This window comes from Nocardia flavorosea NBRC 108225, from assembly GCF_001613385.1.
Taxonomy (GTDB): Bacteria; Actinomycetota; Actinomycetes; order Mycobacteriales; family Mycobacteriaceae; genus Nocardia; species Nocardia flavorosea.
This window is the reverse complement of the sequence record NZ_BDCG01000030.1, coordinates 1-12322: the sequence shown is the minus strand read 5'-3', so window position 1 is coordinate 12322 and position 12322 is coordinate 1. Positions and strand designations below refer to the sequence as shown.

Genomic DNA, 12322 nt, shown 5'->3' with positions numbered 1-12322 from the left:
AACCCGGAGAGGTTTTACCGATGATTGATCCCAGGAAATTCGTCCGCGCCGCATTCGTGGCGGCCGCATCGGTGGGGTTGCTGGCCACCGGTACCGCCGGCGCCGATACCTTCGTACCGCTGCCCGGGGCGGCGGTTACCGAAACCCTCGCCGACGGCACTGCTGTCACGCTGCGCATTGTCGGCGAATCGGCCACGATCAGCCCGTCCATGGGCGCCACCCCGCTGCACCGAAATGCCTGGGTGTCGGCCAGCGCCCAGGTCGAGCTGTCCGCGCCGGCGCGCTCGAAGATCAAACCCGGCTATGTGGTCGGCTGCCAGGTCAATATCGCCGGCGGCGGTGCCAACAGCGGCGCGAACTACAACACGGATTGGGCGGGCGAGAACCAGTCGGCCGGTGGCAGTCTCGGCGGGAACCTGAGCCTGGGCCCCGGGCAGGCGAAGAAGTTCTACCTGCTGGACCTGGAGGCTCCCGACGCCTTCGGTTCGGAATCGCATCGGCCCTTCTCCTCGATCGCCGGTACCAGCGGCAGCGTGAGCTGGCACAACAGCACCATCGGTCTTTCGGGGTGTGCGGGCTACGCACAAGCGAGGGCATTCACCGAGGTGGAGGTCGAAACCGCGTCCGTCAAGGAGATCGTCACCGTCTGGGGACAGCCGTTCAGCCTCGGCTGAGAACGCCGGAACCCGGACCCCGCGGTGTGACGGGGTCCGGGTTCCACGCGCTAGCCGGACCTACCGGATCGGTGCGCCGAGTTGTGGAGCCGGGCCGCGTACCGTCCGGCCGATCCCGCCGGGGAGCCCCGCGGTGGTCTGGATGCGGGTGAACTCCGTCAGGTATTGCCGCTGCTCGGCCGGTATCGGGGAGGAACGGCGGGATGTCAGGTCGAAGTTCAGGTCCAATTGTTCACCCACCGCGACCCGGCGCCGGGTGCCCAGACTGAATACCTCGTGCAGCACGTGGATACGTTTGGCATCGACGCCCAGTAGCCAGGAACGGATTTCGAGTTCGTCACCTCGGCGCACCTCGTGCTCGTAACCGAGCGACGACTGGACCACGACCTTTCCCAGCCCGGTGCGCTCGACATAGTCCTCGCCCATTCCGATCAGCGCGCTGAACGCCGCCTGCCCGCGATAGACGATGATGCCGTAGTACATGGCGTTCATATGGTCGTTGAAGTCGATCCACGATTCCTCCACCCGGCAACGGAAAGAGGTGACCGGCCCCTGCGGCACCTTGTCGAGTGGTATCGCGTGCGCCGAAAGCATGGGCCTCCCTCGAATCGAACAGCACGGCCGCGAGGTAGCCGGCGACGTGTCGGACAACTCCCGAACGTATTCGACCCGGCCACCACGATGCCGCCCCCGTTACCGCTGAATGGGACACGGTGTGAACCGTCCGTGTGGAGGTGCCGGGAAGGGCCGCGCCACCGCGAGCCGAGTGGAGCATGATGGTGGTGAATGGTTCCGCCACGGCCGTATGCGGCCGGACGGACGAGGAACGACGGCCGAGGAGGTCCTGGCGATATGCGCGGAATCAATCACATCGTCCTGTACGTCTCGGACCTCGAGCGCAGTCTCGGGTTCTACGAGCAGGTGCTCGGATTCCAACGGCTTCCCGAGGCGTTTCCCGGAGGTGCTTTCCTGCGGCACGCGGGCTCGGCCAACGACCACGACCTGGGATTGTTCGAGTCCCGGGGCGCCCCGGCCCCGGCGCCCGGGTCGGTCGGAATGTATCACGTGGCATGGGAAGTCGCGACGCTCGCCGAGCTCGCCGCCGCACGGCAGAGTCTGTCCGATGCCGGCGCCCTGACCGGTGCGGGCGATCACGGTTCGACCAAGGCGCTGTACGGCCGCGACCCCGACGGTATCGAGTTCGAGGTGTGCTGGCTGGTGCCCGACCAACGTGTCGAGGAATCCCTCCGCGGCGCCTCGATGACCGCGCCATTGGACCTCGCGGCCGAGATCGAGCGCTACGGCGCGGATACTCCGGGCGGTCCCCGCACCGACCCGACGGTCTGGGCCAGGGTTGCGGCGATGCGCTCCGCTCAGCGCTGAGCGGGATGGTCCCACCGCGGCGTCCCCACCTGTGTCCTGTGTCAGCGGATCCATTGAGTGGGAGTCGGCGCCGCGGGCCAGCCCGCCGACCTTAGCCTCGTGAACGGTTCTGCCGGGATTCGCCGACCCGGATCGGCGAAATACGAGCCCGGCATCGGCTCGGAACGAGGAGTGAAAACACGTGGATATGCAGAAGTACGGGCCGTGGGCCGTGATCGCGGGCGGCTCCGAGGGCGTCGGTGCCGAGTTCGCCCTCCAACTCGCCGAGCAGGGAATGAACCTGGTACTGCTGGCGCGTAAACCGGAACCGCTGGAGGCGACCGCCGAGGCCTGCCGTGCGCACGGTGCCGAGGTGCGAACGCTATCGGTCGACCTGCTCGCCGCGGACGCTGTCGACCGTATCCGGCAGGCGACCGACGATCTCGAAGTCGGTCTGTTCATCTACAACGCGGGCGCCAACACCTACGGTCACGAATTCGTGACCGGCGACCTCGAGCGCTTCCAAGCCGTTATCGACCTGAACATCACCGCCCAGCTGAAACTGGTGCAGCATTTCGGCGCGCCCATGAAGGACCGGCGCCGCGGCGGAATCGTGCTGGTGGGTTCGCTCAGCGGTTATCTGGGATCGGCGCAGATCAGCGTGTACTCGGCGGTCAAATCCTTCTGCCGCATCTTCGCCGAAGGGCTGTGGCTGGAGATGCAGGAATACGACGTCGATGTCCTGGAACTCGTGCTGGGACTCACTCGTACGCCGGCTATGGACCGGGCGGGCCTCAAAATGGACCGGCCCGGCCTGCTGGTCTCCGAACCCCGCGAGGTTGCGGCGGAGGGTCTGGCGAACCTGGCCAACGGCCCCGTCGTGGTGGTGAAGCAGTTCGAGGCGGTCGCCGAGAAGAACAGCGGGCACAACCGGGCCGAACTGCTGCTGGAAGCGCGGGCGTCGGCGAAGAAGCTGCTGCCGCCGCCGACCGAATAACGGTGGTACCGGAGCTGTTCGGGAGAATCGTGAAATCGGGACGGAAGGAACATTCGTGAGACTCGACGGAAGAGTCGCGATAGTCACCGGTGGCGCCGGTGGGATCGGGCGCGGAATCGTCCGGGCTTTCATCGACGAAGGGGCGTCGGTCGTTTTCGCCGATATCGACGCCGACGCGGGACATACGCTGGAGCAGGAACTCGGCGGCCGGGCAAAGTACGTCGATATCGATATCGCGCAGGAAGGCAGCGCCGAAAAGATCTGTGCCGCTGCGATAGAGACGTTCGGCGCGTTGCATATCCTGGTCAACAACGCACACGCCTCGCGACAGGCTCCGCTGGTCGAAACGACGCAGGACATGTTCGACCTGTCGTTCGGCACCGGGTTCTACCCGACGGTGCGGTTGATGCAGGCGGCGTACTCGCATCTCCGGGCGACGGCGGGCACGGTGATCAATTTCGCGTCGGGAGCCGGTATCGAGGGACAGGCCACACAGGCCTCCTATGCCGCGGCGAAGGAGGCGATCCGGGCGGTCAGCCGGGTGGCGGCCAATGAATGGGCGACCGACAACATCACTGTGAACGTCATCTCGCCGCTGGCCCTCACCGAAGGGGTGCAGACGTATGTCGAGGCGAACCCGGGTGTCGAGGAAGTCATGCTGAAACGTGTGCCCCTGCGCCGTTTCGGCGATCCGCAACAGGATATCGGGCGGGTGGCGGTATTCCTCGCGAGTGCGGACGCCGGCTACATCACCGGTCAGACACTCATGGTCGACGGTGGAACGGTGAAACTCCGGTAGCCGATCCGCGGCGGTCGGCCCGGGCCGCCGGGGCCCGGCGCTCCGTGAGGGTGGGACGAGCCGACTTGGTCACCGGGTCTGCTTCTCGTGCTGTTGTACCGGGCCTGCACGCAAGGGTCTCTCCGGCGGTGCCGGTGCGCGTCTCACGACCATATCGTCAGGTTATGACAGTACGTCAGGACCTGACAAAACGGGTGGTGTCGCGGTACTACTCCCAGCCAGCGGAATCCTGCGCCCCAGGCTGTCCGGCACCTGATTTCATGCCACGGTACCGCCGATGCCGGATCGGTGCGATGACGTCGACAGTGATCCGCTCGGCCGGAAGGCGATGCGCCGACCCGACAACGCGAGGTGAAGAATGATCGATGGTGTGGAACACGGCCCGTGCGCGGACGTAGGTAACGGCCCGCGGAGTATGGGCACCGCTTGTGCCGGCCGGATTGCCGACGTCGCGCAAGGCGGGCGGGCGTGAGCGGGGAAGAGTCGCTTTCCGGACTGGTGGCGCGGGTGCAGCGGCTGGAGGACGAACTGGCCATCATCCGGAAACTCACCGCCTACGGGCCGCTGGTCGACGCCGGGGAAGCCGACGCCGCGGCGGCGCTGTGGACCGAGGACGGTGTTTACGACGTCGAGGGCTGGCGGATGGCCGGGCGCGCTGAGTTGCGGGCGATGGTCCGGTCCGACGCCCATCAGGACATCATCGGGGGCGGCAGCGCCCATTTCTTCGGCCCGCCACATATCGAGCGCATCGAAGGCGACGAGGCCGAAGCGTTCTGCGAATCGATCCTGGTCCGGCATGAGGACGGTAAGTTCTACATCTGGCGTGCGGGTGTCCACCGGATCGAGTTGCGCCGGACGAGCGACGGCTGGTGCGTCACCCGTCGGGTCACGCGACCGTTGAACGGCAGTGCCGAAGCGCGAAAGCTCGTGACGGGCATGCCCGGAAGTTGACCTGCGCGAAGAGCGGGCGTCCTGGGACCGACGCACCATCGGGTCGGCCATCGCCGACCCTTACCCTGTGCCCGGGGGCCACGCCGGGACAGCGTTCCGGATTCTCGCCCAGGAGCGGGTTCCGGCTTCGACGTCGTGACCCGGGCAGGCTTTCTCGGCTGTGGGCGTGGCGTTGTTGTCGGTGATGCTCTCGTTGTGGATGGTTCCGGGGTCGACCGCGCCCGCACTGTTTTCCTTCGATCTGGCGCTGGGGTGGTTCGTCGGGTGCTCGTTGATCGTGGCCGTCATTTCCTGTTCATCGGTCGTCCGCGGCAGAAGAGTGCGGCTGCCGGCGACGACACGGACAAGTAAGCCATCGAAGTTCGCGCAGCTCCGGCCTGAATACCCCGCTCACGGGCCCCCGGACGCTACCGGGATCAATACTCCCGGCCAGTGGAATACTGCGTCCCGGGCTGGTCCGCCACCTGATTTCATGCACAGTACTGCTGATATCCGTTCGGTGCGCCGGCGTCGGCGTCGGTCCGCTATGGGATACGACAAGAGGTCGGGTCATGACCGCTGGTGCGCCCCGGTCCGGCTGGACGGATCTGCAGGATCGGCTCGACCACGACGGCGCGGCGACGCAATGAACAACACCACCCCTGACGAACCCGCGTCAACACGGAGGTAATCATGTCAATGCCCGACACCGATGTTCGCGTCATCGAATCGGCCCCGCCGCCGGCTCGTTACGCCCGCGGCTGGCACTGCCTGGGTCTTCTCGACGAATTTCGCGACGGAAAGCCGCATGCCGTTGAGGCATTCGGCACGAAACTGGTCGTCTTCGCCGACAGCGCCGGTTCACTGAATGTGCTCAACGGCTACTGCCCGCATATGGGCGGTGACCTCACCCAGGGCACCGTCAAGGGTGATGCGGTGGCCTGCCCGTTCCACGACTGGCGCTGGTCTGGTAACGGGCGTTGCGCGAGCATTCCGTATGCTCGGCGGGTCCCGCCGTTGGCGCGCACCAAATCGTGGACAACGCTCGAACGCAACGGGCAGCTCTACATCTGGCACGATCCCCAGGGCAACCCGCCGCCGCCGGAGGTGACGATCCCCGAGATCGCCGGGTACGACGAGGGGGAGTGGACCCCGTTCACCTGGAGCCGGCTGAAGATCGAAGGCTCGAACTGCCGCGAGATCGTGGACAACGTGGTGGATATGGCGCATTTCTTCTATATCCACTACTCCTTCCCGGTGTATTTCAAGAACGTATTCGAAGGGCATATCGCCAGCCAGCACATGAACAGCAGGCCTCGTGCCGATGTGGACCTCGGCACGAATTATTCGCGTGAGAAGGAGTCGATCGGCCGTTCCGAAGCCGCCTACTACGGGCCCTCCTACATGATCGACTATCTGTGGAACCAATCCCCGGTCGGCGAGATCGAGACCGCGCTGATCAACTGCCACTACCCCGTTTCGCCCACCAGTTTCGTGCTGCAATGGGGTGCGGCAGTGAAGAAGCCCGCAAGTATGACCGAGGAACAGGCGGTGGAGATGGCGCGCAGCTTCACCCAGGGGTCGAGCTCGGTTTCGTTCAGGATGTGGAGATCTGGCGTAACAAGGCCAAGATCGACAATCCGTTGTTGTGCGAGGAAGACGGGCCGGTTTACCAGCTGCGCCGGTGGTATCAGCAGTTCTACGTCGATGTCGAGGACATCACCCCGGAGATGACTCAGCGGTTCGAGTTCGAGATCGATACCGAACGAGCTATCGGATTCTGGCAGAAGGAGGTCGACGAGAACATCGCCGCCGGCCGGTTCGTCACCTCGGATCCGCGTATCGAATCCTTCAAGGCGAGTGCAGAGCCGGCCGAAGCCGCCGTGCCGCGTTGAACTCGTCCGTGCCGTTCCGGGCAACCGGAACGGCACGAGAATCCGTCATTCAGGAGTGAATAGTATGCAGCCGCTTTCCTGCCGTGTATGCGGCAACCGGGTGCTGGTCGAGAAGAACAGCCTCGCACACACCTCGGTCCAGTGGACCGAAAGCCTGCGGTGCGTGGAATTCGCCCCGGCGCCGGATCTGACGGCGCGGGCGTTGCGTCCGACCTGCGCGAGAATGCGGGATTCGATCGAATCCGCAGTCCGGGAGGGACTCATCGATATCGGTTCCGACCAGCACTGAGACCGGCCGCTCCAGGGATCGCAGAGCTCGGCCCTCATAGCACGTACCGGGGCCGGGGCGTGCATGTGTGTCCGTACACAGCGCGTCCGAGGAACTACGGGAAGCCCGGCGACACCGAGCGCCGCACCACGCTCGAGCATCTCTGTGCCCGGGGCCGGGCCGGTCGTCCCGTCGGAGTACACCCGAACGAACGTATCCCCAGGCCCAGGCCCAGGCCCAGGCCCGCCGGTCAGCCGAAGGGCAGCGGATGTGTGAACTTGGCGCGCAGCAGGCCGCCGATTTCGGCTACCGCGAGTGTCGCGCGGGCCGAATTCTCCGGCCGCATGAGGAAACCGTGCAGCACGCCGGGATATCGCGTGACGGTGGTCTGGACCCGCGCATCCCGTAGCCGGCCGGCGTAGCGCTCGCCCCAATCGCGGATCGGGTCGCCCTCGCCGGTTACCACGATCGCCTGGGGGAGGCCGGACAGGTCCGTGGCATAGGCGGGAACCCGGTAGCAATCGTGCGCTCCGGTTGCGGCGTTGTCCACGAGCTCGTGCATATAGATGATGTCCTCGCGAAGCAGCATCGGCGCTTCGGGCATGGCGATGATCGACGGTGCGCCCATATCGCGGTCCAGCCCGGGGTACAGCAGCACCTGGGCGAACAGGTCCGGACCGCCACGGTCTCTGGCCATCAGGGCTACGCCGGCCGCGAGACTGCCGCCCGCGCTGTCGCCGAGTACCACCAGGCGCCCCGTGTCGATGCGTAGCGACTGCGCGTTGGTGGCGACCCATTCCGTTGCCGCATACGATTCCTCGATCTGTACCGGCGCTCCCCACTCCGGCGCCAGCCGGTAGTCGACGCCGATCACCGTCGCGCCGGCGGCGGCCGCGATCTGCCGGGCCAGCGGCTCGAAAGAGGCATTGGAACCCATCGCGAGACCACCGCCGTGCAGATGGACGACGGCGGGGGCGCCCGGTTCGGTCGTGGGGCGGTAGACCCGCAGCGGGATGGTCCCGTAGGGCCCGGGAACGGTGTGCTCCTCGATCTCGGCCATCGGTGGCATGTCGGCCGGGGGTTTCATCGCCTCCACGCCGGCGCGGACCGCGTCGATGCCCCGGGAACGCATGGTCTGCGCGGTCGGGAGGGCGCTGATGCGCGCTTCGACATCAGGATCGAGCGGGGGAACGGGCACTGTCATCTCCTCGGCGATAGGTGAACGGGGTAGAGGGTGCGGGCGGGTGCGCGCATCGGCGGGGGCGTGGTCGCTCGCGGTCGCGCATCGCCTCGAACCGGCCGATGCGTTCGGCCCGGGTAGCGGCGGGTCCTGCGGTTCAGGCACCCGCGGCTGGTGGATCCGCCTGCGCTGTCACGCGTTGCACGCGGTCGGCCCACAACTTCAGCCACCCGGGGTGGGGGAAGATGTGGGTCTTGCGTTCCGCCATGCCTTGGACGACCAATTCCGCGATCTGCGATACCGGCATCCCCTCGTGCTCGATGGCACGGTTCACCTTGTCCTGGTGCTCGATCAGGGACGGGTCGGCTTCGGCGCGGGGGATGTGCCCGGGCGGCGCATTGCGTTCGTCGTGCCGGATGGCCGTGGCGGTATAGGCGGGGCACAGTACCGCGACCCCGATATGCGGAAACTCCGTTGCCCATTGGAAAGCCAGCCCCTCCGACAGGGATACCACGCCGGCTTTCGACACGTTGTAGGGCGTGAGATATCCGCCGGTCAGGAAACCCGACATCGAGGCGGTGTTGACGATATAGGCCTCGTCCTGGGCAGCCAGGATCGGCTGGAAGATCCGGCAACCGTGGATGACGCCCCACAGGTTCACGCCGAGCGTCTATTCCCAGGTGGCGTGGTTGATCGTCGAGAAATGCTGCGCGCCCCCGACTCCCGCGTTGTTGCACAGCACATGCACGGCGCCGAACCGGTCCACTGCCGTATCGGCGAGCGCCTGCACCGAGGCGGCGTCGGCGACATCGGTGGGTACGCCGAGTACCTCACCGAGCGCGGACAACTCGGTGACGGCTTTCTCCAGATCGCCGGCATCGTTGTCGGCGATCACCACGTGCATACCCTCTTCGAGGAAACGCGTTGCCAGCCCTTTTCCGATACCGTTGGCGCCGCCGGTGACCACCGCGACGCGGCCGGTCAATTCACGCATGGCTCATCCTTTCTGTGTGGTCATTACGATGCGGGATATGTAATCGGCGACCGCCGCGGTGATCTGCGCGGTGGGTGCCATCGGATTCCTTTCCCGGCGGCACGGTCGGCCGTCGCGACAGCCCTATGGGAACGTATGCAGCCGTTGTTCGGCAGCCGCTGTTCCGTCAGATGGGAGACCTGCCGCGCACATTGTCGATCCGGTTCGGTCCCGCTCACCGGAAACACGGCAGTCGACATTTCGGACACGCCTTATCGTCCGTTGTGCCAGCGGTTCGTGATCTGGATCACGAACAGCCGACCATCGGCTCACCACCTGCTCCGATGCCCGGCGCTGGTGCAGTTTCCGCGGTGCCGTAGGCCCGCCGGGTTCTGTTCCCGAATCCCTCGTCCACGCCGCGGAATGTCGTATTCCACCGGCGCTGACGGGCTACGCGGCGAGCGGAACACCGGGCCCATCTCGTCTCAGGAGGACAAGCGATGTCCGATCCCTCATCCCGGCTCGCCACCGGAAGACCCGGAGGTGTGCCGGGGTTCAAATCCCCGGCGCTGATCATCACGGCGCTGATCCTCGCCGAATGCGTCAGTGCCTTCGAAGCCGGCACGATCTTCATCGCCTTGCCGCGGTTCAGTGAAATCTTCGGGGCGCCGGCCTCCACGACGGGCTGGGCGGTTACCGCCTATATGCTCGTCGCGGCGGCGACAGCCCTGGTGGGCGGCCGTCTCGGCGATATGTACGGCCGCAAGAAGGTTCTCATCGTCATCATGCTGGTTTCGGTGCTCGGCTCGGTGATCAGCGTTTTCGGCGACTCGATGGCGGCGATCATCATCGGGCGGGGTGTGCAGGGAGTGTCGGGTGCGATCCTGCCGCTCTGCTATGGACTGGCTCGCGAAGCCTTACCGCCCGAGAAGGTTTCGATCGCCATCGGCTTCATCAGTGGCGCGGCGCTGCTGGCCGGTTCGGGCGGTTCCCTGATCGCCGGTGTTCTGCTCGATATCGCCGACTGGCATATGATCTTCGTTCTCGCCGCCGTCCTGGCCGTCGTAGCGTCCGCCGTGGCCGCGGTGGTACTTCCGGGAGCACACACCCGGTCGGAACTACCTCGCTTCGACTATGTGGGCGCGATCCTGATGACGCCCGGCCTGATCGCCCTGCTGTACGGCATCACGCAGGGGCCGGCATGGGGCTGGACCAGCCCGGCCGTCATCGGACTGATCGTCGTCGGTCTCGGCATCCTGGCGGTCTGGACCTTCTGGGAGCTGGGTCGCAGCGAACCACTGGTCGATTTCCGGGTCTTCGCGAGTAAACGTATGACGCTCAACCTGATCGCGTTGTCGGTCCTCGCACTCGGCCCCGCCGGTGCCGTGCAGATCGTGACCCCGATGATCCTGCAGTCACCCACCTCGCTACCGATCGGGCTCGGGATGTCGGCGACGGTCACCGGTCTGGTGGCCGGTATCGCGGCACTTGTCGGATTCGCCGCATCGCCGGTGGCGGGGGCGGTCGCCGGCCGGTGGGGCGGCCGGACCGCGTTCCTCATCGGGGCCGCGCTTTTCGCTGTCGCGAACCTCATGATCTTCGTGGGCCACAAATCGCTGTACGTCATGATGGGGGTGTTCGCGGTCGCGGCCGTCGCCACGGCCTTCTCCTTCACCGGCTACCCCAAGATCGTGATCGAATCCGTCCCCGACAGCGTCACCAGTGTCACCACGGGCATCTTGAGCACCGCCCGGCAGGCGTTCTCGGCGGTGGGCGTGGCCATCGTCTCGGTCATGCTCTCGCTGTGGACGGTTCCGGGTTCGGCCGCTCCGGCTCTGTCGTCGTTCAACGTATCCGTGGGCTGGTTCATCCTTTGTTCGCTGATCGTGGCTGCTCTCTGCCTGTTCATCGGCCGTCCGAAGCAGGAAACGAAGACGGGCGGCGATATCGCGACCGGTGAGGAAGGCAGCACGACATCGGTGGCATACGCCTGACGGAGATACGGCGTCACTCTCGGCCTCGGGCGCGGTAGTGGCGCCGTACTGCCGGAATGCGGGCAGGACGGGCCCCGGGGCCGACGGTTCGCCGCGGGAGGGGCCTATGACCGACCCGGCCCCTCCCGTTCATCGGGATCGGCGGCCCTGAACCCTGCCGCCTTGCCTTTACGATCCGATCGTGGCTACTTCGTCCGATTCCGGGCATCACGCGCCCGCGCATACCGACCGTGATGCTGTTACCGAGACGGTGACCCGATACACCTACGCACTCGACGACCGTGACTGGGCCCTTCTGGACGAGGTGTTCGCACCGGACGCTGTGGTCCGCTACGGCGCCGCGGCGGCGCCCGAGGTCCGGGGCCGGGCGGATATCGTGGCGATGATCCGGTCCTTCCTGGATCGATGCGGCCCGTCTCAGCACTTGCTCGGCAACCATATCGTCGATATCGACGGTGATACTGCCTCCTCGGTCTGCAAGGCGCGGGTATTGCATCTCGGCGCCGGGGACAATTCGAACATCACCTACGAATGTGTCGGCGTGTATCGCGACCGGCTGACCCGGTCGGCGCACGGCTGGCGGATCATCGAACGAACTTTCGTGATCGATATCGAGCTGGGGGACCGCCACGCGGTCCTCGGTGGCCCCACCCGATAGCCGGAGTACGCCGGCGGCATCCGATCCACTCGACCGGCCGGCGTGGCCGGTAGCCGGGAGCAGCCGAATTGTCGCGGCGTGGTTGTGCGCACCGCGAAATGAAAGGAAAACACATGCCCGGTCCCCGCTTTACCTTCACCAAGATTCTGGTGAACGACCTTCCTGCCCAATTCGCCTTCTACTCGAAGGTTTTCGGCCGGGTCGAACGCACCCGCTACGAATTCGACGATCGACCCGATCCGCTCGCCGAGATCATCATGACCTCTCCGGACGGGAGCGAGCAGTCGCTGGTGCTGTTGCACTACAAGAACCAGCCGGCGCCGACCCCGGGTTCGGCGGTGATCGGATTCGAGGTGCACGGTCTCGATGAGATCGTGCGGCAGGCCGAGGACGCCGGCGCCACCGTGACCCAACCGCCCACGACGATGGCGGATATCGGTATCCGGGTCGCCTTCGTCGAGGATCCGGAAGGGCACGTGCTGGAACTGTTCGAACAGCTGTGACAAGCGGTTTCGGCACGGCCGTGAAGCCGCGTCGTCGTACTACTCGCTGAGCGGGAGAGGCCGTATTTTTCCGCCGGTCCGGCGACTTA

Annotated in this window: 11 protein-coding genes and 2 pseudogenes; 10 read left to right on the top strand and 3 right to left on the bottom strand. The window is 66.0% G+C overall.

Annotated elements, in window-relative coordinates; genetic code table 11:
• Window positions 1–20: 20 nt before the first annotated feature.
• Window positions 21–674: an MspA family porin gene (locus tag NFL01S_RS32835; RefSeq protein ID WP_062980221.1), complete on the top strand. Its 654-nt coding sequence runs from the start codon at window positions 21–23 to the stop codon at window positions 672–674.
• 60 nt (window positions 675–734) lie between these two features.
• Here NFL01S_RS32835 and NFL01S_RS32830 read toward each other — a convergent pair whose 3' ends face one another.
• On the bottom strand, window positions 735–1268 hold the full coding sequence (locus tag NFL01S_RS32830) for a thioesterase family protein (protein WP_062980220.1): 534 nt from the start codon (window positions 1266–1268) through the stop codon (window positions 735–737).
• A 258-nt stretch (window positions 1269–1526) separates the two neighbouring features.
• On the opposite strand from NFL01S_RS32830, the gene NFL01S_RS32825 reads away from it, so the two are divergent.
• The 6 genes and pseudogenes from NFL01S_RS32825 (at window position 1527) to NFL01S_RS32795 (ending at window position 6946) form a co-directional block, all read left to right on the top strand.
• Window positions 1527–2057, top strand: a complete 531-nt coding sequence (locus tag NFL01S_RS32825; RefSeq protein ID WP_062980219.1) for a VOC family protein — start codon at window positions 1527–1529, stop codon at window positions 2055–2057.
• Window positions 2058–2244: 187 nt separating this feature from the next.
• Entirely contained in the window at window positions 2245–3033 is a 789-nt protein-coding gene (locus NFL01S_RS32820) for an SDR family NAD(P)-dependent oxidoreductase (RefSeq protein ID WP_062980261.1), read from the top strand.
• Between the two features lie 55 nt (window positions 3034–3088).
• Window positions 3089–3832 carry an SDR family NAD(P)-dependent oxidoreductase gene (locus NFL01S_RS32815; protein ID WP_062980218.1) on the top strand — a complete coding sequence of 248 codons (744 nt, stop codon included), beginning with the start codon at window positions 3089–3091 and terminating at the stop codon, window positions 3830–3832.
• A gap of 468 nt (window positions 3833–4300) precedes the next feature.
• Entirely contained in the window at window positions 4301–4783 is a 483-nt protein-coding gene (locus NFL01S_RS32810; protein ID WP_062980217.1) for a nuclear transport factor 2 family protein, read from the top strand.
• A gap of 672 nt (window positions 4784–5455) precedes the next feature.
• Window positions 5456–6657: pseudogene (locus NFL01S_RS32800) on the top strand (3-ketosteroid-9-alpha-monooxygenase, oxygenase component).
• A 64-nt stretch (window positions 6658–6721) separates the two neighbouring features.
• Entirely contained in the window at window positions 6722–6946 is a 225-nt protein-coding gene (locus NFL01S_RS32795) for a hypothetical protein (protein WP_062980260.1), read from the top strand.
• A 229-nt stretch (window positions 6947–7175) separates the two neighbouring features.
• Here the strand turns inward: NFL01S_RS32795 and NFL01S_RS32790 are convergent, their stop codons facing one another.
• Entirely contained in the window at window positions 7176–8123 is a 948-nt protein-coding gene (locus NFL01S_RS32790; protein WP_157117253.1) for an alpha/beta hydrolase, read from the bottom strand.
• Between the two features lie 139 nt (window positions 8124–8262).
• Window positions 8263–9099 (bottom strand): annotated as a pseudogene (locus NFL01S_RS32785) (SDR family NAD(P)-dependent oxidoreductase).
• Between the two features lie 479 nt (window positions 9100–9578).
• On the opposite strand from NFL01S_RS32785, the gene NFL01S_RS32780 reads away from it, so the two are divergent.
• The 3 genes from NFL01S_RS32780 (at window position 9579) to NFL01S_RS32770 (ending at window position 12233) form a co-directional block, all read left to right on the top strand.
• Complete coding sequence (locus NFL01S_RS32780) at window positions 9579–11072, top strand: MFS transporter (RefSeq protein ID WP_245670994.1); 1494 nt, start codon at window positions 9579–9581, stop codon at window positions 11070–11072.
• A 181-nt stretch (window positions 11073–11253) separates the two neighbouring features.
• Window positions 11254–11730 carry a nuclear transport factor 2 family protein gene (locus NFL01S_RS32775; protein ID WP_063916126.1) on the top strand — a complete coding sequence of 159 codons (477 nt, stop codon included), beginning with the start codon at window positions 11254–11256 and terminating at the stop codon, window positions 11728–11730.
• A gap of 113 nt (window positions 11731–11843) precedes the next feature.
• The gene (locus NFL01S_RS32770) at window positions 11844–12233 is read left to right on the top strand and encodes a VOC family protein (RefSeq protein ID WP_063916129.1); all 390 of its coding nucleotides are present in this window, start codon (window positions 11844–11846) and stop codon (window positions 12231–12233) included.
• Window positions 12234–12322: the final 89 nt, after the last annotated feature.

Excerpts from the sequence above, each read along its gene's own strand:
- NFL01S_RS32835 (WP_062980221.1), top strand. The coding sequence starts at position 21 with ATGATTGATCCCAGGAAATTCGTCCGCGCCGCATTCGTGGCGGCCGCA.
- NFL01S_RS32830 (WP_062980220.1), bottom strand. The coding sequence starts at position 1,268 with ATGCTTTCGGCGCACGCGATACCACTCGACAAGGTGCCGCAGGGGCCG.
- NFL01S_RS32825 (WP_062980219.1), top strand. The coding sequence starts at position 1,527 with ATGCGCGGAATCAATCACATCGTCCTGTACGTCTCGGACCTCGAGCGC.
- NFL01S_RS32820 (WP_062980261.1), top strand. The coding sequence starts at position 2,245 with ATGCAGAAGTACGGGCCGTGGGCCGTGATCGCGGGCGGCTCCGAGGGC.
- NFL01S_RS32795 (WP_062980260.1), top strand. The coding sequence starts at position 6,722 with ATGCAGCCGCTTTCCTGCCGTGTATGCGGCAACCGGGTGCTGGTCGAG.
- NFL01S_RS32780 (WP_245670994.1), top strand. The coding sequence starts at position 9,579 with ATGTCCGATCCCTCATCCCGGCTCGCCACCGGAAGACCCGGAGGTGTG.
- NFL01S_RS32770 (WP_063916129.1), top strand. The coding sequence starts at position 11,844 with ATGCCCGGTCCCCGCTTTACCTTCACCAAGATTCTGGTGAACGACCTT.